This window comes from Novosphingobium sp. LASN5T, assembly GCF_003856955.1.
GTDB lineage: Bacteria > Pseudomonadota > Alphaproteobacteria > Sphingomonadales > Sphingomonadaceae > Novosphingobium.
Genome location: NZ_RQSI01000011.1, coordinates 37,145 through 59,151 on the forward strand (window position 1 = coordinate 37,145; position 22,007 = coordinate 59,151).

The window sequence follows — 22,007 nt, forward strand, 5'->3', positions numbered from 1 at the left end:
GTTTAGGGGCGCGCTTGTTCCTGCCCTGGTTGTGAAAACCCCTCGACCAGGCGCGCTCTCATCGCGGCGCGCTCGAGCCGAAGGGGGTGTTGGCGCAGACGCCCGATTTCCTCCGCCGTGTAGGGGCGGAAGTCGGCCGGCATGTGCGCCGCGTCGAACGTGTAGAGGGTCCAGTTGACCAGATTGGCGAGCCGCGCGTCGTCGAGATTGACGGTCGAAACGCCGGGCACGCGGCCGATGAATTCGCGCCCGCCCGGCACTGACAGGAACCGGGCGACGATGTGCTTCATCGGCGGATTGGAATGGTCATCCCCGCTGCCGTCGGGCCGGTGGCAGCCCTGGCATTTCAGCATGTAGTCGACCCTGGCCTGCCGCACGTCCGTCACGCCCGGCGGCGCGGCGTCGCCCGCCTTCACGCCAGCGCCGGCCAGCAGGGCGGCAAGGAGCGGAAAGGCGAGCAGGGCCGGTTTCATTTACCGCCGGCCCCGGCATGGAGGCGGGCGACGTCGGCCGAGGAAAGCGATGCGCCACCGGCGCGGATCGTGCCGATCTCGGCCGGGGTGAAGCGGCGGAACGCCGGCCCGGCCTTGGTGATCGTGGTGCCGACATGGTTGAGCACGGCGGCGATGGCGGCATCGTCGAGGCCCGCTTGCGCCGGCATCACGCCACGAAAGGCCTTGCCTTCGACCGTGATCGGGCCGGACAGCCCCTTGATCACGGCCAGCGCGATATAGCGCCGGCCCTCGTTGCGCGCTGCCAACGTGCGGAAATCCACGCCCAGCGGGGGATAGGCGCCGGGCACGCCCGCACCGGTCGCGGTGTGGCACGCGGCGCAGCGGCCATAGAGCGCCGCGCCATTCGGTTCCGCGCCGCCGGCCTGCGCCGGGCTGCGCGCGACCAGCGCCGCGGTCAGCGCCACCGCACCCAGCGCAGCGACTTTCAACGCGCCCTTCATTTCGGCTGGTCCAGCGCCACGCCCACGATCACCGCCGTGGAACAGTTGTACACGCTGCTCTGCGAACCCAGGCACCAGTTGTAATCGTTGTTCGATTGCGGGCGCACCTGCGGGCGATCGCCCTCGTTGCGGTTGCACAGGCACTGCCCGCACGAGGACGTGCCGCAGCAATCGTTGTAGCTGATGATATAGGCGCGGTTGTCGGCCGGGTTGGTGCAGGTGCCGATCCAGGTGATCGGCGACATTTCCGTGCCCGGCGGGCAGCTGCTGACCGACCCGCCGCAGCAGGTGCAGAGGAAACCGTCGATCGCGCAGTAGCGCCAGTAATCGCAGTTCGTGCGGTCGCCGGGGTCCTGATCGATGCCGGCGGTTACCGGGCTATGGGTCGGCCCGCCGCCGTGCGTGGCGGCGCGCGCCACCGGCAGGACGGGGAAGGTGGCCGCGCCGGTCATGCCGGCGCCTAGCCACGCCAGCATCGACCGGCGCGACGTGCCGCGGGCGATGCGCCGGGCGAATTTCTCGGTAAGCTTGTCAAAGCCGGCCATGGCTCAGGCCTCCCTGTTGCGGCGGGCGAGATAGTCCTGGATCGACGCCACGCCGCGTTCCTTGGCTTCGAACAGACTTTCGAGGTGTTCACGGCTGTTGACGAGGCCGAGCGAGGCGACCTTGCCGGCTTCGTCGAGCAGCACCGCATAGGGCAGCTTCGATACGCCGAAGGCACGGCCGAGCGCTTCGGACAGGACCAGCGGAATGCCGTCGAGGCCGTGGTCCTTGGCGAGCTGGCGGTATTGCCCCTTGGTGCCGTCGCCCGCGATCACGATGTCGATCCAGTCGGCCTCGGCGCGCGCGGCGGAGCGCACCACCGGCAGCAGCGATTTGCACACCGGGCAATCGGGCGAGGCGAAGAACAGCAACTGGCTGCGGCCTTCGCGCTTGCCGCCGATCTCGAGCGGCGCGCCGTCGATGGTGGTCACCGTCATGGGCGAGGCGGTTTCACCGACCTCCACCTTCTGGTGCAGGGTCAGCGCGCCGGCCGGCGCGATGCGTTCGTGGAGAATGCCGACCTGGCGGGCAAGCGCTGCGATCAGCAGCGCCTGAACGATCACGGCGGTCCACAGCAGGATCTGGGATGTCAGCATCACGGCTTCCTCCACGCGGGTTGGGGAATGGCGAGCAGCTCGGAAACTCCGAGGTAGAGCGCACAAAGCCCGGCGGCGGCGAAGGGCGTTTCGACGCCGAACGCCGCCGCCGGGAGGGTGGAAACGAGGCCGGCTGCCAGTGCGAGCAGCGCCGGGCGGGCGGTTTGCGCCAGGGTCACCGGCTTTTCGCGGGCGACCAGATCGCAGCCGCAATCGAGCACTTCGCCCCGGCGGCGGAACAGGGCGATAGCATAGCCCAGCCACAGCGCGGCGGCGATCAGCGCGCCGGTCCTTTGCAGGGGAGCGATCAGCAGGCAGGCCGCCGCCACCGCTTCCACGCTGCCCGCCGTCAGCAGGAGCAGCGGGCCGGAACTCGGGCGCGTGCCTGCCAGCCGCGCGGCGGCGATGGCGAGCCGTTCATGGGCCAGCCCCTTGTGCAGCGCCGATCCGGCCAGCAGCAGCGCAAGGAACAGGGTGATCGAGCCGGTTGCGGGCGCCATCTCAGGGCACCGGCGTGATGAGGATCGGGTTGGCGGCAACCGTCGCGCCCAGCGAACGGACGAAGCCCCCGGTCGCGGCGTCGTGCACGTCGATCACGCCATCGGCGCGCGCCACGATCAGGTGCGGGGTGTCCTCGGGCGTCACGCCCACGGCCACGCCCACTGACCGCAGCGGGAAGCGGGCGACTCGCGCCTTCTTCGCCGGGTCGATCACCCATACTTCGGTGCCGCCATCCTTGTGGCTGCCCTCGCGACCGTTGGGGCTCATCAGCACGTAAAGAAGACCCTTCGCGTCCGCCGCGATCACTTGCCAGCCGCCGGGGCGCCATTCGGGCGCGCCGCCTTCGGCTGTGCCCACGTTGAACGCACCGGGCAGCGGGCGGGGAACCGGGCCGGAGAAATCGAAGCCCTGAACCTGCCCGTAGTAGCTGACGAACCAGCCCGTCCTGCCCATCATCGCGGGCGTGCTGAACAGCGGCTGCTTGTCGATGTCCTGCACCTTGGCGATGGTCTTCGACGAGGCGACCTGGCCCTTGTCGTCCAGCGTCACGCTGAACATCGAACCATCGGCGCAGAAGCTGCTGAAACCGCGTTCGCCGGTGGGATAGATCTGCGCGCAGCCGGGCAGGTCGATCTCGCCCAGGATCTTGCGCGCGTCGAGGTCGACCACCGTTACCGATTGCGCGGGCGTGAAGTTCGCCACCAGCGCCCAGTGTTCGCCGTTGGTGAACTGGAACAGGTGCGGATAGGTCACCGATTGCTGGCGCTTGCCGCCGGGGAGCACGATCTCGCCCTTGGGCTGGAGCGTTTCCATGTCCCAGATGGTGATCGCGTCGGTGCGCTCGCCCCGCGTCAGGCGCGAGAAGAAGGTTTCGGCCGTGTAGATTTCGCCGCGCTGGCGCGAAACCAGCGAATTGGCGAACTGCGCCGCGCGGACGAGCCCTTTCAGCGGCTGGTTGGCCGATGTCGTGTCCACCACCGCAAGCCGTCCGTCGAGGATCGAGGCGAAGTAGAAATCGTGGATGACGACCCAGCTTTTCGGCCACGCCTTCGGCAGCGCCTTGACCGTGGGGATCGGCTCTTCGGGCAGCGGCGTGGGATAGGCGGCGGGTGCGGCGGAAACCGCGCTCGCCGAAACGGAGAGGGCAAGCGCCAGAGCAAGAAACCTCATGCGGTACTCCCAGAGTCTCGGCGAATTGTTGCGCCTTTGTTGCCGGGAGAATGGCGAAACAGGCATAATTCTGTCAAGTGACCTAATTTTGTCGCGTGACATATTTTTTGAGAGAAGTTATCAAGGGCGAAAGCGGAGCTGAAATTTATTATGAATCAGTATGATGGCGCGCCATCGTTCGTCACGGACCTGGTATTTCCGGAACGCGAGGGCGGCTATGCCAAGGGCCACGAGACGCGCGAACTGATCCTGCGCACCGCGCTGCACATCCTGATCGAGGAAGGCTATCGCGCGATGTCGATGCGGCGAGTCGCCGCCGCCTGCGACATGAAGTTCGGCAACCTGACCTATCATTTCCGCAGCCGTGAGGATCTGGTGCGCGAACTGCTCGACGCCGTGATCCGCAGCTACGAGCAGGAATTCGACACCATCGTGCGGATGCCCGGCGCGCCGCCGGAGGAGCGGTTGCGCCGCCTGTGCTTGCTGGTGCTGGAAGACATCCGCAGCAAGAAGACCACACGCTTGTTCCCGGAACTGTGGGCGCTGTCCAACCACGACGAATTCGTGTTCGACCGCGTCCACGAACTCTATGTCCGCGCCCGCGCGCCGGCGATTGAGATCATCCGCGAAATGCGCCCCGACCTGCCGTGCGAGGCCTGCGAGATGCTCGCGCTGTTCATCTCCGCCTCGATGGAGGGGATGACTGTCTTCGCCGGCTACGACAAGCCGTTCGAGCCGCACATGGCCAAGCTGGAAAGCATCGCGCTCAAATCGTTCATCGCGCTGCTGAAAACGGTAACGGCGGAAGAGGCGCTGGCTATGGCGCTGGACGATGGGGGTGTGGCGCGCGCTGGGGCGTGATTTTGGTAGCGCGCGGCTCTCGGAACGGGTTCAATGGCGGAGAAGATGGGGTTGGTGGACCGTCCTCAAGTCGCCCACACCCGTTCGTTCCGAGCTTATCACGTGCAATGCCTGATCAAAAAATCAACATCCACCTCCATAGGCTTTCTTGTAGGGGGAGCCAAAGCATTTTCCCAACATTCCAAGAATAGAAAGGTTTGGAGGCCAATCTACATCACCTCCGGGATAACCAGGAGGTCGTTTCAATGCTTTCAGATCAAAAGCGGCTCTATCCAAAGCCGCCCGATCATTTTCCAGAAAAGCAATCGTTCCTTCAACGTATAAGTTCCACCCATCGATGTCAGCTGAAGCGCGTTTCTTGCTTGCAGTCATCTCCGGAATGGCTTGGGCATAATTTCCCGAAAGGGCCAGAAGCTGCCCTCGATGCCACCGGAGAAGAGGGCGTATATCTTCATCCAGCTGATTTTCATTATACTGAACATATTTTTGAATAAGTTCGGCGGCTTCGCGCTCGCATCCTTCGTTGCTTGCAAGATGTCTCCAGCCGTCTTCCCCTTGATCAAATTCGATCGGGTTCATTCCAACGTAGCTGGGCAAATCATACTGACACTCATCCGGGGCACCTATACTTGCCGGTGACGATGCCAGCAGCATAGCCAGAAGTGTTAACATGCTTCAGCCTCGCTATCATCGCGCCCTGTCTGTTATGGTGTTGATACAGACTGGGGCTCTTTCTCTCAAATCTCTCTGGCCACCGCCATTACAATGGGTTGTCGAACTGGCCCACCCCTACAACGCCAGCGCCTTCTCGATCACGCCGCGCGCGGCCGCGGGGGTGTCGTCGCGGCAGAGCAGCGCCAGTTCGACGGTGGCCGCATGATCGGCCAGCGGGCGGAAGGTGAGGCCGTCGAGCGCGAGGTGCTGGAGCGAGGCGGGGGCGAGGACCACGCCGCGCCCGGCGGCGGCGAGCACGGCGGCGGAGATGAAATCGTCGGTGCGGTGCAGCGCGGGCATGGCGAAGCCGCCGGCGCGCGCGAGGTCGCGCACCGCTTCGGCAAGGCCCACTTCCTCATGGAACTGCGGCATGATGAACGGCTCGCCGGCCAGGTCCGCCAGCCGGACGGCGGCGTGGCGGGTCAGCGGATGGTCGTCGGCCAGCGCCAGCACCAGCGGTTCGCGGTGGACGGTGCGCGCGGTGATCGCCGGGGGGTAGGACGGCCTGGGGCGGGTCAGCCCGATGTCGATCTCGCCCGAAACGATGCGGTCGAACTGCACCGGCGTTTCCATCAGTGAAAGGCGCACGTCCAGATCGGGCAGGGCATCGCGCAGCGCGCGCAGCGCGCGCGCCAGCGTTCCGCTCATCGCCGCGGAGAACACATAGCCGATGCGCAGCGGCCCGGCGGCGCCGCGCGCGATGTTGCGCCCGATCCGTTCGGCCTGCCGCAGCGAGGCCAGCGCCGCGCGCGCCTCGTCCAGAAAGAGCTGGCCGGCGCGCGTCAGCGCCACGTCCTTGCGGCTGCCCCGCGTGACCAGCCGCGCGCCCAGCCGGTCTTCCAGCCGCTGCAGGCGCTTGCTGACCACCGATTGCGCGATGCCCAGCCGGTCGGCCGCGCGCACGAAGTGGCGCGTTTCGGCAATGGCCAGGAACACCTCCAACTGGTCGCCGTCGAGCATCATTCATTCCATATCGCGATTGAACATGGCAAATTCGGTTCTTGATGCGATCGATGGCAGGTTGCAGGATCACGCGCAAGGAGGACGCCACATGGCAGGAATGGTTCGGTTCGATTGGGAAGACGCCTTCGCGCTCGATGGGCAACTGACCGAGGATGAGCGGCTTATCGCCGGGTCCGCGCGCAGCTTCGCGCAGGATCGCCTGCAGCCGCGCGTGATCGATGCCTTTGCGCAGGAACATACCGACCCCGCGATCTTCCGCGAAATGGGCGAACAGGGCCTGCTCGGCATCACGCTGCCGGAAAAGTATGGCTGCGCCGGCGCGTCCTACGTCTCCTACGGCCTCGTCGCGCGCGAGGTGGAGCGCGTCGATTCAGGCTACCGCTCGATGATGAGCGTGCAGTCCAGCCTGGTGATGTTCCCGATCTACGAATACGGATCGGAAGAGCAGCGGATGAAGTACCTGCCCAAGCTCGCCACCGGCGAATTTATCGGCTGCTTCGGCCTGACCGAACCCGATGCCGGCTCCGATCCCGGCGGGATGCGTACCCATGCGGTGAAGGTTGATGGTGGTTATCGCCTCTCCGGTTCAAAAACCTGGATTTCCAACGCGCCGATCGCCGATGTCTTCGTGATCTGGGCCAAGTCCGAAGCGCATGGTGGCGCGATCCGTGGCTTCGTCCTCGAAAAGGGCATGAAGGGCCTGTCCGCGCCCAAGATCGACAACAAGATCTCGCTGCGCGCCTCGATCACCGGCATGGTGATGATGGACGATGTGTTCGTGCCCGAAGACGCGCTTCTGCCCAACGTCGAAGGGCTGAAGGGGCCGTTCGGCTGCCTCAACCGCGCGCGCTACGGCATTTCGTGGGGCGCGCTGGGCGCCGCCGAGTTCTGCTACCACGCCGCGCGCCAGTACGGCCTCGATCGCAAGCAGTTCGGCCGCCCGCTCGCCGCGACGCAGCTGTACCAGAAGAAGCTGGCCGACATGCTGACCGAGATCAGCCTGGGCTTTCAGGCCTCGCTGCGCGTCGGCCGCCTGATGGACGAGGGCGCCTTCGCGCCCGAGATGATTTCGATCGTCAAGCGCAACAACGTGGGCAAGGCGCTCGACATCGCGCGGACCGCGCGCGACATGCACGGCGGCAACGGCATCTCCGGCGAATACCAGGTGATCCGCCACATGGTGAACCTTGAAACCGTGAACACCTACGAAGGTACGCACGATGTCCACGCGCTGATCCTGGGCCGCGCGATCACGGGCATCGCCGCGTTCTGAAGGCGTAGGAGAGGGGCGCCGGCACTGGCCCACCCCCAACCCCTCCCGCAGGCGGGAGGGGAGTCAAAGGAGGGGCTTTCGACACTTCTCCGCTCCCGCTTGCGGGAGGGGCAGGGGCGGGTAATCGATACCTTACGCGCCCCTCACGTCGCCTGTGGCGTTGGCGCGGTGATGATGCGGTCCCGTGCGGCGCGGATGTCGCCAGCCTCGATCTGGATTTTCAGCCGTTCGCGATCGTTGTTGCGATAGATGTCTTCGGCCCGGTTGATCGCTTCCAGGTTGACGCCCGCATCCTCCAGCGCCAGCCGCGCCATCTTGACGGCCGATTCCATCACCTCGCGCACGATCCCGCTGACGGGCGTGCGCTTCAGGCGGATCACCGCGCGGCGGTCATAGGCCCGCACATAGATCAAGGCCTGTGGAAACGCCTCGTGCACCGCCTCGATCATCTCGGCGTCCAGCTGGTCGCCATCGGTGCAGAACAGGATCAGTTCGGCCTCGGCCGCGCCGGCCTGGCGCAACACGTCCAGCCGGCAGCCGTCGCCGAAATAGACCTTTGCGCCGAAGCTCGCCGCCACGTCGATCATCTCGATGTCGGTGTCGATCAGCGTCACTTCGATGTCGCTGGCGTTCAGCATCTGCGCCACCGTCTGACCGAAGCGGCCATAGCCCACGACGATCGCGCTCGCGCCGTCGGCGCTCGGGCCTTCGCGCTCGCCCTGGTCGGCCGCTGGTTCGTCGCGAAAGCGGCGGGTGGCCATCATCAGGAACGGCGTGCTCGCCATCGATACGGTGACGATCGCGCCGAACAGGCTGGCGGCTTCCGGCGCCACGAGCAGCGCGTTCTGTGCCTGCGTGAACAGCACGAAGCCGAATTCGCCGCCCTGGCTCAGCAGCAGACCCAGCGCCATCGCACCGCGCCAGGTCATGCGGAAGGCCAGGCCGATCAGGAAGATCACCGCCGCCTTCGCCACCACCAGCGCCGTCGCCATGCCCAGCACGAACAGCGGCCGCTGCGCGATGGCATTGAGATCGAGCATCATGCCCACTGCCAGGAAGAACAGGCCCAGCAGGATCGAACGAAATGGTTCGACATCGGCTTCCAGTTCGTGGCGATAGGGCGAATCCGCCAGCATCACCCCGGCGATGAAGGCGCCCAGTGCGGTGGACAGGCCCAGCGCTTCCATGATCGCGGCCGCCGCGATCACCGTGAACAGCGCCGCCACCACGAACATCTCGCGCTCGCCCAGCTTGCCGATCAGGCGGAACAGCGGGCGGATCAGGAAGCGCCCTGCGGCGACAAGGCCGACGATCGCGCCGATGGTGTACAGCGACAGCAGCCATCCCGGCGGGCCACCCACGTCGGCCGGGTTGCGGCTCATCGCGGCGATGATCGTGATCATCGGAATGATCGACAGGTCCTGGAACAGCAGGATGGCGAAAGCCCGTTCGCCAAACGGCGTGCGCAACCGGCCCGACGATTGCAGCATCGGCAGCACCTGCGCGGTGGAGGAGAGCGCCAGCGGCAGACCCAGCGCCAGCGCGGCGGCGGACGAGAATTCCGTGCCCAGCGCGATCATCGCCGCGATGGCCATGCCGCAGGCGGTCACCTGCAGCAGGCCCAGCCCCAGGATGTCACGCTTCATCTTCCACAGGCGCGAAGGGTTCAGTTCCAGCCCGACCAGGAACAGCAGCAGCGTGATACCCAGTTCGGCGATGCCCAGCTTCTGTTCGGCATCGCCGACCAGCCCCAGCACTTGCGGCCCCACCACCGCGCCGGCGACGAGGTAGCCCAGCGTGGCGCCCAGCCGCAGGCGCCGGAACAGCAGCACGAAGCCCAGCGCGAAGCCGAGCAACAGGAAGCCGTCGTGCATCATGGAATGCGGCGCGCCGCCGTTCATCGGGTTCGGACCTTCAGCATGCCCCTTCTGTAGCCAGCCGCGCGCGGGCCGCAACCCACCGCGTTCGCTTTCGTCCTGCCGCCTTTCGCTCAATCATGGCCGCGCGCTTGCTTGCCTCGCCGGCTGCCGTCAGGCTAACGCGGCTGCATGATGCATCGTCGCCGATCCGGTCTGTTTCCGCCACCCGTCCTGCGCGCATCTTTTTGGTTCTGCTGTGCCTTCGCGGTGGTCATGGCTGTGCTGCCGCATCCGCCGCAGCTGCCGGTAGACCGGCTGGGCGACAAGTTCGAACACATGCTGGCCTTTTCGGTGCTGACCCTGCTGGCCGCGCTGGGCTGGCCGGCGTTCCCGAAGCGGCGCATTGCCGAACGGCTGTCGTTCCTGGGCGCGCTGATCGAACTGGCGCAGTCGATCCCGGAGCTGCACCGCGATTGCGACATCCGCGACTGGATCGCCGATACGCTGGCGATCCTTGTGGTGCTGGGGATCGTGGCGGCTGTCCGCCGCGCGCGGGCCACCGGTTAACGGTTTCCTTGGCGCGCCCTTTGCATTAGGGCGCCTGCATGGAAAATCTGGTTCGTTCATCCGCTCAGCAGCCCACCGACAATCCCGGTGCCCTGCTCGACATCGCCGAGGTACGCGCGGCGGCGGAGCGAATTAGCGGACAGGTGGTGCGCACCCCCACGCTTTACAGCAGGACGCTGAGCGCCATCACCGGCGCCAACATCTGGCTCAAGTTCGAAAACCTCCAGTTCACGGCCGCCTACAAGGAACGCGGCGCGCTCAATGCCCTTCTGCAACTCGATGAGGAACGCCGTTCGCGCGGCGTGATCGCGGCTTCGGCCGGCAACCATGCGCAAGGCCTGTCGTACCACGGCACGCGGCTGGGCGTGCCCGTCACCATCGTCATGCCCAAGACGACGCCGACGGTGAAGATCATGCAGACCGAGAGCAACGGCGGCAAGGTCGTGCTCGAGGGCGAGACGTTCGACGAGGCCTATGCCTATGCCCGGTCGATGGAAAAGCAGCTCGGGCTGACCTTCGTGCACCCGTTCGACGATCCGCAGGTTGCCGCCGGGCAGGGCACGGTGGCGCTGGAAATGCTGGAGGACGCGCCCGAGATCGACATGCTGGCGGTGCCGATCGGCGGGGGCGGGTTGCTGACGGGCATGGGCACGGCGGCGCGGGCACTGAAGCCCGATATCGGCCTGATCGGGGTGCAGGCGCAGCTTTATCCGTCGATGTACGACAAGCTGAAGCACGCCGATCTGCCATGCGGCGGCGATACCCTGGCCGAAGGCATCGCGGTCAAGGAGCCGGGCGCCTTCACCTCGGCCGTGCTGGCCCAGCTTGTCGACGATATCGTGCTGGTCGATGAAGCCGCGCTCGAAACCGCGGTGGCGTTGCTGCTCCAGATCGAGAAGATTGTGGTCGAAGGCGCGGGCGCGGCCGGGCTCGCCGCGGTGATGCGCAACCGCGCCCTGTTCGAAGGGCGCAACGTGGGCATCGTGCTGACCGGCGGCAACATCGATACCCGCCTGCTCGCCAACGTACTGCTGCGCGATCTGGCGCGGTCGGGCCGTCTTGGCCGCCTGCGCATCGTGCTGCAGGATCGCCCGGGCGCGCTGTTCCACGTGGTCGAGGAGTTCAACCGCTACCAGGTGAACATTCTCGAAGTCTGGCACCAGCGCATCTTCACCTCGCTCCCGGCAAAGGGACTGACGGCCGAGATCGAATGCGAGGCGCGCGATCGCGAGCAGATCGACCTGCTGGTCGCGGCGCTGCGCGCCAAGGGATATGACGTGGTTCAGATCGAATTGGGCTGAAATCGCGCTTCGCCTGACCGTTCTGGAAGTGTCCGTCTCGTAAAGGATGCGCCGCCCTGTCGTCCGGAAGCGGGACAGGGCGGCGCAAACCGGGCCTGCGCCGGCCTCGAGACGGACTGAGGCGCATAATTTCGTGGTTAAGGGTCTTTCACCAAGTTCGATGCTGAGGCATTGTCGTTTTTGAACGGCGCCGGATGGTCCGGACGCCCAGAGGAAGCCCAGCAGGCCGTGACCGCGCCCGTCCGTTTTCCCCGCTTTTTCGTGACGAGCCCCGCGCCGTGCCCCTATCTTGAGGGCAAGAGCGAACGGAAGGTGTTCACCGAGCTGAAGGGGCCGCATGCCGACGACCTGAACGACGCGCTGGGCCGTATCGGTTTCCGCCGCAGCCAGACCGTCGCCTACCGCCCCAGCTGCATCGATTGCACCGCCTGCGTGTCTGTGCGCGTCGTGTCGGACGAATTTCAGCCCTCTTCGGCGCAGCGCCGGGCGATCAAGGCCAATTCGGACCTGATTGTTACTGCATGCAAGCCGTGGTCGACGCAGGAACAGTTTGACCTCCTGCGGCGTTACCTGTCGGCGCGCCACCCCGATGGGGGCATGGCGGCGATGGACGAGATGGATTTTGCTGACATGGTGGAACATACGCCAGTCAGAAGCTATGTGATTGAATACAGGGAACCGGGCGTGGGTGGCGCGCCGGGCAAACTGGTGGGAGCCTGCCTTACCGACCATCAGGGCGATGGTCTTTCGATGATCTACAGTTTCTACGATCCACATCACGAGACGCGCACCGGGCTTGGAACCTACATCATCCTCGATCACATTCTGCACGCGGCGAGAATCGGCCTGCCCTACGTCTACCTGGGGTATTGGGTCGAAGGATCTTCGCGCATGCAGTACAAGGTGCGCTTCCGTCCGCTCGAACGCCTTGGCCGCGATGGCTGGGAGCGTTTCTCGACTGATGAGCAGGCCAGTGCCATTGATCGCGCGGCCACCCCGCGGCAGGACGCTTTCGAGCGCGGGGGCAAGGATGGTCTGCACGCCGGACAGGAAATCTACCGTCCGGCCTGATCATGCTTCGTTGCGGATGTCTGGATCGCTGACGCGGATCATCGCGGCGGCGCTCGTTTTCGCGCTGGTGCCCGCGCCGATGGCGCTGGCGCAATCGCGCGATACCGACCAGGCGCTCAAGGACCTGATTCCCGATTCCGCGATCGACAATCCCGAAAGCTGGGCGCTCGATACCGATGCCGCGCGCCAGCCCGCGCCCGATGTCGCCGCCCTGCTGGGCGCGACCGAACCGTTGCAGGCGCTGACCGACATTCCCGGCATCACCATCGATTGGCCGCAGACCGCCGATCTTCCGCCGTTCAAGCCGCTCGATCCCGATCCGGACATCGCGCTGGCGCAGCAGCAGGTGGATGGCGCGGTCGATGCGCTGGATGGCGAACAGCAGCAGGTCGAAAGCGCGCGCAACGCGCTGATCCCCGATGCCTCGCTCTCGCACGTCGGCGGGCAGGTCGATCTGGCGTTCTCGCCCACCGATGCCTTCCCCGAACGCGATGAACTGGTTTCGCGGTTCTCCGGCCTCTCCAGCCTGCATTCGCTGGACGATGACGAGGACAACCTTGCCCAGCTGACCCGCCGCGCGCGCAGCGATCGCGACCTGATCGTCGAAATCCTGCGCACTTATGGCTATTACGACGCCGAGGTTTACCAGTCGATCGTCACGCCGCAGAGCGAGGCGGCGGCTTCGGCGGCGTCTGCCAGCGCGGAGGGTGGCAACGGGGCACGGCGCGGTCCGCGCCGCAATGCCATCGATCTGTCCAAGGTGGTCGTGCGGTTCGATGTGGTGCCGGGGCCGCAGTATCGCCTGGCGAAGATCGATCTCGGCGATATTGCCGGAACGGGTGCGGACTACGAGACCCTGCGCGCGGCCTTTGGTGTCCGCGTCGGCGATCCGGTCAACACCGAGAAGATCCTCAAGGGGCGCGCCGATCTTGCCGCCACGCTGGGCGACACCGGCTATGCCTTCGCCAAGGTGGGCGAACCGGCGCTGGTGATCGATCACGAGCCGCGCACCGGCGATCTGACGGTGCCGGTAACGAGCGGCGGCCGCTACGTGTTCGGGCAGGTCGTCAGCGGCATGCCGCGCTTCATGGGGTCGCGCCATATCCAGCATATCGCGCGGTTCCGGCCGGGCGATGTCTATCAGACCGCCATGCTCGACGATCTGCGGCAGGCGATCCTGGCGACCAGCCTCGTCTCCTCGGTCACGGTCAAGACGCGCGAAGTGACGCCGCCCGCCGCCGGCAAGCCCGGCGTGGTCGATGTCGATGTCGATATGGCCAAGGCCCCGCAGCGCACCGTGGCGGCGCTGATCGGCTATTCCAGCGGCGAAGGCTTCCGGGTCGAGGCGAGCTGGGAGCACCGCAACCTGATTCCGCCCGAAGGCATGGTGCGCGTGCGCGGCGTGGCCGGCACCCGCGAACAGCTGCTGGGCGTGATCTATCGCCGCAACAACTTCCTGACGCGCGATCAGGTGCTGACCGCCGATCTCTATGCCCAGACCAAGGTGAGCGATGCCTATCAGGCGCGCACCCTGTCGCTGGTCAGCAGCATCGAGCGGCAGACGACGCTGCTGTTCCAGAAGCCGTGGGTCTATTCGGCGGGCCTCGAAGTGGTGGCCACCAGCGAGCGCGAGGACAGCACCCAGCCGCGCAAGACCTATTTCATCGGCGCGCTGCCCTTGCGCGGGGCTTATGACGGCAGCGACAGCCTGCTCGATCCCACGCGCGGTTTCCGCGTGGCGCTGCGTGTCTCGCCCGAAATCTCGCGCCAGGCCGGTGCGAACTCGACGTATGTGAAGGTCCAGCTCGACGCGAGCCTCTATCGCCCGGTCAGCGACAGCGTGGTCATGGCCGGCCGCGTGCGGTTCGGCGCGATCCAGGGTGCGGACATCGCCAGCATCGCGCCGTCGCGCCGGTTCTATGCCGGCGGCGGATCGTCGGTGCGCGGCTATGGCTATCAGCAGATCGGCCCGCGTGACACGACCGGCGCGCCCAGCGGCGGTCGTTCGCTGACCGAATTCTCGCTCGAAGCGCGCGTCAAGACCGGGCTGATGGGCGGTGCGGTCAGCGTCGTGCCGTTCGTCGATGCCGGCGCGGTGGACGAAACCACGACACCGCGCTTCCGCGATATCAAGGTCGGCGTCGGGGTGGGCATCCGCTACCAGACCAACTTCGGCCCGATCCGCATCGATCTCGGCACGCCGCTCAATCCGTCGAAGGGCGATAGCCGCATCGGCGTCTATGTCGCGCTGGGGCAGGCGTTCTGATGGCGGACGACACCGTGCCCGCCGCGTTGCCGCCGGAAGGCCCCGATGCCGGTCCCCCGCCGCCACCGCCTCCGCCGCCGCCCCTGCCGGCATCCGGCTTCTTTTGGCGCTGGACGCGGCGGATCGGTGCGGTTCTGGCCGTGCTGGCAATGGCGCTGCTGGGCGCCTTGCTCGTACTCGATTCGCCGATCGGCCACCGCTTCGTCGCCGATCGGATCGCCACGCTGGCCCCCGCCTCGGGCCTGCGCATCACCGTGGGCCGGATCGACGGTTCGCTGTTCGGCAAGGCCGGACTCAAGGATCTGGTGCTCAGCGATCCCAACGGCCCGTTCCTGACCGTTCCCGATGTCGATCTGGACTGGCGGCCCTACGCCTGGACGGTCAACACGCTCGACATCCGCACGCTCGCGCTGCACCGGGGTACCCTGCTGCGCCGGCCGCAGCTGAAGCCGGGTGATCCCAACGCGCCGATCCTGCCGTCGTTCAATATCCGCGTCGATCGGCTGGAGATCGATGCCCTTACCATCGCGCCGGGCGTGATGGGGGAAAGACGCCGCGTCGATCTGACCGCGCGCGCCGATGTCCGCTCGGGCCGCACCCTGATCGACGCCAACGGCCGGCTGGGCGGCAAGGACCGGTTGGCGCTGCACCTTGATAGCGAGCCGGATCGCGACAAGTTCGATCTCGCGCTCGATTATGCCGCGCCGCGCGGCGGTCTGCTGTCGGCACTGACCGGCGTAAAAAGCGATATCGTGGCGAAAGTGGCGGGCAAGGGCCGGTTCCGCGCGTGGCACGGCTGGGCCGTGGCCCGGCGGGACGGCGAACGGCTGGCCGGCTTCCTGATCGACAACCGCGCCGGCACGTACACTGTGGCCGGGCAGGTCTTCCCCGAAGCGCTGTTGGCCGGCGCCGCACGCCGCATCGTGGGGAACAAGCTTTCGCTGTTCTACCAGGGCACCTTCGCGGATTCGACGCTGGACGGGCGCTATTACGTGGGCGGCGCGGCGTTCCGCGCCACGGGGCAGGGCGCGGTTGATCTTACCGACAACCGGGTCGATCAGCTGGCGCTCAAGGCCGATCTGCGCCGGCCCGATCTGGTGATGGCCTCGCCCGAACTCGCCGGCGTGCGCCTTGCCGCCACGCTCGATGGGCCGCTCCGCGATCTCGCCATCCGCCACGATTTCACCATCGACCGGCTGAAGAGCGGCACCACGCAGGCCGAAGGGCTGCACACCGCCGGTATCGCCAACTGGAACGGCAAGCGCCTGCTGCTGCCGCTGGCCGTCACCGCGAAGAAGGTGGTGACCGGCAACGGCATGATCGACCCGCGCTTCGTCGGCGCCAGCGTAAAGGGCGATCTGGTCGTGCAGGGCAGCCAGCTTTCCTCGGAACAGCTCGCGATCGATCTCAAGGGGCTGGCGGCGCGGCTGGTGCTGCGCAGCGACATGGCCAAGGGCATGTACGCGCTGGCCGGGCCGGTCACCGCGCGCGGCTTCGCGCTGCCCAATCTGGGGCTGGTCGATGCCGATGCCAAGATCGTGTTCGGCATGGGCAACGGCGTGCCCTGGTCGCTGCGCGCCAACGCGGCGGGGCGCATGGCGCGGATCGACAACGGCACGCTGGCCAACCTGACCGGCGGCAACATCCGCTTTTCCGGTGGCGTCGTCACCGGCGCGCTGATCCCGCTGCGGTTCAGTGATGCGCGCCTGTCCTCGCGCAAGCTGGCCATTGCCCTGAACGGGCAGGTCCACCCCGATGGCCGGACCACCGTGGTCGGCAAGGGGCGCCATCTCGACTATGGCGATTTCACCATCGACGCGGCCGTGGCCAAGGATGGTCCGTCCGCCGTGCTGGTCTTTGCCAATCCCTTGCCCGCCGCCGGCCTCAAGGACGTGCGCGTGGCGCTGTCCCCCGTGGCCGACGGGTTCCGGATCGAAACGAAGGGCGATTCCACGCTGGGGCCGTTCGATGGCGTGCTGGGCCTGCAATCGCCGCCCAAGGGGCTGACGCGGATCGCGATCGAGCACTTCAAGGTCTGGCAGACGGAAATCACCGGCGGGCTCGATCTTGCCACGGCCGGCGTCAGCGGCGATCTGGCGATCACGGGCGGCGGGATCGATGGCACCGTCCGGCTCGATCCAAAGGAAGGCGGGCAGGCGATCACCGCACTGGTCACGGCGCGCAACGCCCGCTTCGGCGGCGCGCGGCCGATTTCCATTGGCAACGGCAAGGTCGAGGTGAACGGCTTCCTGGCCGAGGGCAAGAGCACGATCGACGCCACCGCGCATATCGAGGGCATCGGCGCGGGGCAGCTGTTCATCGGGCGGCTGGCCGTGAACGCGAAGCTCGTCAACGGCGCGGGCAGCGTCACGGCCTCCATCGCCGGGCGGCGCGGCACGCGCTTCGCCATGCAGGGCACGGCCTCGATTGCGCCGGACAAGATCGTCGCGCTCGCTTCGGGAGATTACTCCGGCCGCGCGATCCAGATGCCGCGCCGCGCGGTGCTGGAGCGCGAGGGCGAAGGCTGGCGACTGCAACCGACGCAGGTCAATTTCGGGCGCGGCGCTGTCATCGCCGAAGGGCACGTGCTGGGCGGGCCGACCGAACTGAAGCTCCAGATCGCGCGGATGCCGCTGTCGCTGGCGGATATCGTGGTGGCGGACCTGGGCCTGGGCGGGGCGCTTTCAGGCGTGATCGACTATCGCAACGATCATACCGGGGCGCCGTCCGGCCATGCGGCGGTGCAGGTGCGCGGGCTGACGCGCTCGGGCCTCGTGCTCACCTCGCGGCCGATGAACCTTTCGCTGGTTGCCGATCTCGATCCGTCGGCGCTGCAGGCGCGCGCGGTGTTCAAGGATGGCGGGCGGGACGGCGGCACCGTGCGCGGCGGGGTGCAGGCGCTTCTCTCCGGCCTGCCGCGTGGCGGCACCGTGCTGGAGCGCCTGCGCGGCGGCCGCCTGCAGGCGCAGGTCCGCTATGGCGGACCGGCCGAAACGCTCTGGCGCCTCGCGGCGGTGGACTTCATGGACCTGACCGGCACCATCGGCGCGCGCGCCGACATCACCGGCACGCTCGACGATCCCACGTTCGTCGGCGCCATCGCGAGCAAGGACCTGCGCGTGCAGAGCAGCGTGATCGGCACCGACATCCAGAACATCCAGGCGAGCGGCACGTTCAACGATTCGCGCCTGTCGCTGAACCGTTTCGCCGGCACCACCGCCAATGGCGGCAAGGTTACCGGCAGCGGCACCATCGATCTGTCCAACATCGTCTCGCGCGGCGTCGCGCTCGATCTGCGCATGGCCGCGCAGAACGCGCGCATCGTCAACCGGGATGACATGGCGGCCACGGTGACCGGCCCGCTGCGCATCGTCAGCGATGGCATCGGCGGCACCATCGCCGGGCGTGTGCGCATCGAACAGGCGCGCTGGGCGCTCGGCAGCGCCAGCGCGGTGGCGGAGCTGCCCTCGATCCCCACACGCGAGATCAACCCGCGTGCCGACGTCGCGCCGGCGCGCACGCCGTCCACGCCATGGACGTTCCTGATCGACGCCTCCGGCGCCAACCGCATCGACGTGCGCGGGCTGGGGCTGGACAGCGAATGGGGCGCGGACATCCGCCTGCGCGGGACCACCGCCAACCCGCAGATATTCGGCAGCGCCGATCTGGTGCGCGGCGGCTACGAATTCGCCGGCAAGCGCTTCGACCTCACGCGCGGCCGCATCCGCTTCGCCGGCGAAGTGCCGATCGATCCCCGGCTGGATATCGCGGCCAGCGGCGATGCCAACGGCGTCAGCGCTACGATCACGATCACCGGATCGGGGATGAAGCCGGTGATCGCCTTCTCCTCCACGCCTTCGCTGCCCGAAGAGGAACTGCTCAGCCGCCTGCTGTTCGGCAGCTCGATCACGCAGATTTCGGCGCCGGAAGCGGTGCAGCTTGCCGCCGCGCTGGCATCGCTGCGCGGCGGCGGCGGGCTGGATCCGATCAACAAGCTGCGCAGCGCCATCGGGCTCGACCGCTTGCGCATCCTCAACGCCGATGCCTCGATTCCGCGCGGCACCAGCGTCGCCGCCGGCAAGTACCTCGGCCGCAAGTTCTTCGTCGAACTGGTCACCGACGGGCGTGGCTACAACGCCACGTCCGTTGAATTCCGCATCACCCGCTGGCTGGCGCTGCTCGCCTCCGTGGCAACGATCGGGGACGAGAGTCTGAACTTGCGCGTCAGCAAGGATTATTGACGCCGTTCAAGGAATTTTGCCTGCGGTCGCGAAAGAGTCATAACGGATCGATTGAAGGGATCCGTGACCATCGCCGGCAACGAACTCCTGATCTGTGACCTCACGCAAAGCTATGCCCCCCAGGGCGGCGGCGGCATCGGCACGTATCTGCGCGAAAAGCGTGCGCATGTGCTGGAGCATACCGGGCACCGGCTGTTGCAGATCGTGCCGGGCGCCGAGGACCGGGTGGTGGAGAACGGCCGCCATATCTGGGTGGAGATCGGCGCCGATCCGGTGCGGGGCAGCCCCAATTACCGCTTCATCCTGCGCACGGCGGCGGTGCGCGCGGTGCTGGCGCGCTACCAGCCCGATGTGATCGAATCGCTGTGCCCCTGGGTGCTGCCCTGGACCGCGATCGATCACCGCCGCGCGTTCCCGCGCACCACACTGGTCGCCGGCTATCACACCGATTTTCCCAATGCCCACGTCTATCGCGTCGGTTCGGAACTGTTCGGCGATTTCGTCGCGCGCGGACTGCGCAAGGTCAGCGCCGGCTATGCCGAAGCGACCTATCGCGAATTCGACCGGGTCTATACGCTGGGGCAGGACATGCGCGCGATGCTGACGTCCTATGGCGTCGAGCATGTGGACGAACTGGCGCTTGGAGTCGATCCGGCGGTGTTCCACCCCGATCGCCGCGATCCCGGATTGCGCGCGCGGCTGGGTCTGGAAGGGCAGGGGCCGCTGCTGGTCTATGCCGGGCGGCTGGACAACGAAAAGCGCGCCGACCGGCTGCTGGCGATGTTCCGCGCGCTGCCGGCCGATTGCGGGGCCGCGCTGCTGCTGATCGGCGATGGCAAGCTGCGCGACCGGATGGTGGAGGAAGCGCGCGGGCTTCCCGTGGCGTTCCAGGGCTTCGTCGGCGATCGCGCCGAACTGGCGCGGCTGCTGGCATCGGCCGACATCTATGTCTCCGCCATGGCGGACGAGACCTTCGGCATCTCGGTGCTGGAAGCGCAGGCGAGCGGCCTGCCGGTGGTCGGCGTCGCCTCGGGCGCGATGCTGGAAAGAGTCACGCCCGCACTGGGGCGGCTGGCGCCGGTGGATGACGTGGACGCGATGGCGCGGCTGGTGATGGAGGTCTGGCAGGGCGATTACGCCGCGATGCGCGCCGCGGCGCGGGCACACGTGGTCGACCGGTTCAGCTGGAAAGCGACGTTCGATTGCCTGCTGGGCGAGATCTATCCCCGCGCGATGGACGCCGCCGCCACCCGCGAACAGGCGCTGGCGCAACATGCGCGCCGCTATGCCGCCCGCGCGCTCAACAGCGCGATCGCCGGCATCACCGGCGCGATGAACGGCCGCGCCCGCGCGCTGGAGGCGGCGGAGGGTGCCCGCCGCTGGCGGCAGGCCGGCTGATCCGGGCGATGGGGTGCTGCCCACCCCGCTGCGACTAACACCGCCTGCGGCGGCGCAAGTCTCGCTGCCCCTCCCGCAAGCGGGAGGGGATATCCCGAATTCTCCCCTCCCGCTTGCGGGAGGGGTTGGGGGTGGGCTCCTCCAAACCCGAACGGCAAAGGCCGGCGCTTCCCTGCGGATGCACCGGCCCTTTCGTTCCGGCGTACCGGAAATCAGAATCTGGAATCAGAACTGGGCGATGGTCTTCACTTCCATGAAGTCCTTGAGGCCGTACTTGCCGCCCTCGCGGCCGTTGCCCGACTGCTTGTAGCCACCGAACGCGCCGCCCTTCACGCCGGCCCAGCCGTTCACCGTGACCAGGCCCGCGCGCAGTTGGCCGACCACGTCGGCGGCCGATTCCGGCGTGCCGCTGACGGTGGCAGACAGGCCGTAGCTGGTCTTGTTGGCCAGATCGATCGCTTCATCGAGGTCGGTATAGGTGGTGATCGTCGCCACCGGGCCGAAGGTTTCCTCCTTGAAGATGGTCATGTCCGGCGTCACGTCGGAAAACACCGTCGGGCGGATGAAGTAGCCGCGGTTGACGTTGTCCGGCAGGCCGGGGCCGCCTTCCAGCAGGTTCGCGCCTTCGGAGATCGAGGCGTCGATCAGGCTCTGCACCTTGCTCCACTGCGCCTTGTTGACGACGGGGCCGATATGCGCGCCTTCGTCGGCCGGGCTGCCGACCTTTACGACCGCGAAGTAGTTCTTCACGAACGCCTCGGCTTCGGCCTTGCGCGCCGCGGGGACCAGCAGGCGGGTCGGCGCGATGCAGCTCTGGCCGGTGTTGGCAACCACGCCCTGCAGCGTCGGCGGCAGGTGGGTGGCAAAATCGGCGTCTTCGAGCACGAGGTTCGGCGCCTTGCCGCCCAGTTCCTGATGCACGCGTTTGACGGTTTCGGCCGCATTCTTGGCAATCTGGATGCCCGCGCGGGTCGAACCGGTGAAGCTCACCATGTCGACGTCCGGATGCACGGTCAGCGCCACGCCCACGCCGGGGCCATCACCCTGCACGAGGTTGAACACGCCTGCCGGAACGCCGGCCGCGTCCAGCACTTCGGCGAAGATCGCCGCGTTGGTCGGGCATTCTTCCGAAGGCTTGAGCACCACGGTGTTGCCCGCCGCGATGCACGGCGCGATCTTGGCGCAGATCTGGTTGAGCGGCCAGTTCCACGGCGTGATCGCCGCGACCACGCCGACGGGTTCGTGGACCATGCGCGCGTTGGGCGTGCCGGGAATCGCTTCTTCCCATTCGAAGCCGTCCAGCGCTTCCAGCGTGCCCAGCATGTAGCCGATGCCCGCGCCAACCTGCGCCGTGCCGGCGAAGCTGACGGGTGCGCCCATTTCCTCGCTGATCGCGGCGGCGAAATCGGGGATCCGCTTCTTGTATTCGGCGATGATGCGTTCCAGCAGAGCCTTGCGCTCGGCCACCGGCGTTTTGCTGAACGTGGTGAAGGCGCGCTTGGCGGCGGCAACGGCCTTGTCGACATCGGCCTGGCTGCCCAGCATCACGACCGCGCAGGGTTCCTCGGTGGCGGGATTGATGACCTCGTGGCGACGGCCGCCCTCGCTGTCGACCCATTTGCCGTCGATATAGTGCTGAAGCCTTTCGCGCATATCTTACTCCCGCTGAAAAAGTTAGTCTTACGAACAATTAGGAAGGCCATCGCAGATTTGCAAGTTTGAGTAGCC

Annotated in this window: 18 protein-coding genes; 8 read left to right on the forward strand and 10 right to left on the reverse strand. The window is 67.0% G+C overall.

The window, feature by feature from the left end:
* Positions 1-2: 2 nt before the first annotated feature.
* Genes EH199_RS09325 through EH199_RS09350 form a run of 6 tightly spaced genes read right to left on the reverse strand, consistent with a single transcriptional unit; the run spans position 3 to position 3,765 of the window.
* Positions 3-473: a cytochrome C gene (locus tag EH199_RS09325; RefSeq protein ID WP_124808986.1), complete on the reverse strand. Its 471-nt coding sequence runs from the start codon at positions 471-473 to the stop codon at positions 3-5.
* Entirely contained in the window at positions 470-955 is a 486-nt protein-coding gene (locus EH199_RS09330) for a cytochrome c (protein ID WP_124808987.1), read from the reverse strand. Before EH199_RS09330 ends, EH199_RS09325 begins: the two co-directional genes overlap by 4 nt.
* The gene (locus EH199_RS09335) at positions 952-1,500 is read right to left on the reverse strand and encodes a methylamine dehydrogenase light chain (RefSeq protein ID WP_124808988.1); all 549 of its coding nucleotides are present in this window, start codon (positions 1,498-1,500) and stop codon (positions 952-954) included. Before EH199_RS09335 ends, EH199_RS09330 begins: the two co-directional genes overlap by 4 nt.
* A 3-nt stretch (positions 1,501-1,503) precedes the next feature.
* Positions 1,504-2,094, reverse strand: a complete 591-nt coding sequence (locus EH199_RS09340; RefSeq protein WP_190287199.1) for a thioredoxin fold domain-containing protein — start codon at positions 2,092-2,094, stop codon at positions 1,504-1,506.
* Positions 2,094-2,594 carry a MauE/DoxX family redox-associated membrane protein gene (locus EH199_RS09345; protein WP_124808990.1) on the reverse strand — a complete coding sequence of 167 codons (501 nt, stop codon included), beginning with the start codon at positions 2,592-2,594 and terminating at the stop codon, positions 2,094-2,096. The genes EH199_RS09340 and EH199_RS09345 overlap by 1 nt, the downstream gene beginning before the upstream one ends.
* Position 2,595: 1 nt before the next feature.
* Positions 2,596-3,765, reverse strand: coding sequence for an amine dehydrogenase large subunit (locus tag EH199_RS09350; RefSeq protein WP_124808991.1), 1,170 nt, complete (start codon positions 3,763-3,765; stop codon positions 2,596-2,598).
* A 150-nt stretch (positions 3,766-3,915) separates the two neighbouring features.
* Here EH199_RS09350 and EH199_RS09355 point away from each other — a divergent pair, with 150 nt between their 5' ends.
* Positions 3,916-4,626, forward strand: coding sequence for a TetR/AcrR family transcriptional regulator (locus tag EH199_RS09355; protein WP_124808992.1), 711 nt, complete (start codon positions 3,916-3,918; stop codon positions 4,624-4,626).
* A 123-nt stretch (positions 4,627-4,749) separates the two neighbouring features.
* Here EH199_RS09355 and EH199_RS09360 read toward each other — a convergent pair whose 3' ends face one another.
* On the reverse strand, positions 4,750-5,298 hold the full coding sequence (locus EH199_RS09360; RefSeq protein ID WP_124808993.1) for a hypothetical protein: 549 nt from the start codon (positions 5,296-5,298) through the stop codon (positions 4,750-4,752).
* 117 nt (positions 5,299-5,415) lie between these two features.
* Positions 5,416-6,303: a LysR family transcriptional regulator gene (locus tag EH199_RS09365; RefSeq protein WP_124808994.1), complete on the reverse strand. Its 888-nt coding sequence runs from the start codon at positions 6,301-6,303 to the stop codon at positions 5,416-5,418.
* Positions 6,304-6,391: 88 nt separating this feature from the next.
* On the opposite strand from EH199_RS09365, the gene EH199_RS09370 reads away from it, so the two are divergent.
* Entirely contained in the window at positions 6,392-7,576 is a 1,185-nt protein-coding gene (locus EH199_RS09370; RefSeq protein ID WP_124808995.1) for an acyl-CoA dehydrogenase, read from the forward strand.
* 143 nt (positions 7,577-7,719) lie between these two features.
* On the opposite strand, the gene EH199_RS09375 is transcribed toward EH199_RS09370, so the two are convergent.
* Complete coding sequence (locus tag EH199_RS09375) at positions 7,720-9,477, reverse strand: cation:proton antiporter (protein WP_124809068.1); 1,758 nt, start codon at positions 9,475-9,477, stop codon at positions 7,720-7,722.
* A 231-nt stretch (positions 9,478-9,708) separates the two neighbouring features.
* Here EH199_RS09375 and EH199_RS09380 point away from each other — a divergent pair, with 231 nt between their 5' ends.
* The 6 genes from EH199_RS09380 (at position 9,709) to EH199_RS09405 (ending at position 20,279) form a co-directional block, all read left to right on the forward strand.
* Positions 9,709-10,002, forward strand: coding sequence for a hypothetical protein (locus EH199_RS09380; protein WP_190287200.1), 294 nt, complete (start codon positions 9,709-9,711; stop codon positions 10,000-10,002).
* A 38-nt stretch (positions 10,003-10,040) separates the two neighbouring features.
* The gene (locus tag EH199_RS09385) at positions 10,041-11,303 is read left to right on the forward strand and encodes a threonine ammonia-lyase (protein ID WP_124808996.1); all 1,263 of its coding nucleotides are present in this window, start codon (positions 10,041-10,043) and stop codon (positions 11,301-11,303) included.
* A gap of 228 nt (positions 11,304-11,531) precedes the next feature.
* Complete coding sequence (locus EH199_RS09390; RefSeq protein WP_124808997.1) at positions 11,532-12,374, forward strand: arginyltransferase; 843 nt, start codon at positions 11,532-11,534, stop codon at positions 12,372-12,374.
* Between the two features lie 16 nt (positions 12,375-12,390).
* The gene (locus tag EH199_RS09395) at positions 12,391-14,640 is read left to right on the forward strand and encodes an autotransporter assembly complex family protein (RefSeq protein WP_223806581.1); all 2,250 of its coding nucleotides are present in this window, start codon (positions 12,391-12,393) and stop codon (positions 14,638-14,640) included.
* Positions 14,640-18,881 carry a translocation/assembly module TamB domain-containing protein gene (locus EH199_RS09400; RefSeq protein WP_124808998.1) on the forward strand — a complete coding sequence of 1,414 codons (4,242 nt, stop codon included), beginning with the start codon at positions 14,640-14,642 and terminating at the stop codon, positions 18,879-18,881. Before EH199_RS09395 ends, EH199_RS09400 begins: the two co-directional genes overlap by 1 nt.
* 63 nt (positions 18,882-18,944) lie before the next feature.
* Positions 18,945-20,279, forward strand: a complete 1,335-nt coding sequence (locus EH199_RS09405) for a glycosyltransferase (RefSeq protein WP_124808999.1) — start codon at positions 18,945-18,947, stop codon at positions 20,277-20,279.
* 225 nt (positions 20,280-20,504) lie between these two features.
* On the opposite strand, the gene EH199_RS09410 is transcribed toward EH199_RS09405, so the two are convergent.
* Positions 20,505-21,932, reverse strand: a complete 1,428-nt coding sequence (locus tag EH199_RS09410; protein WP_124809000.1) for an aldehyde dehydrogenase family protein — start codon at positions 21,930-21,932, stop codon at positions 20,505-20,507.
* Positions 21,933-22,007: the final 75 nt, after the last annotated feature.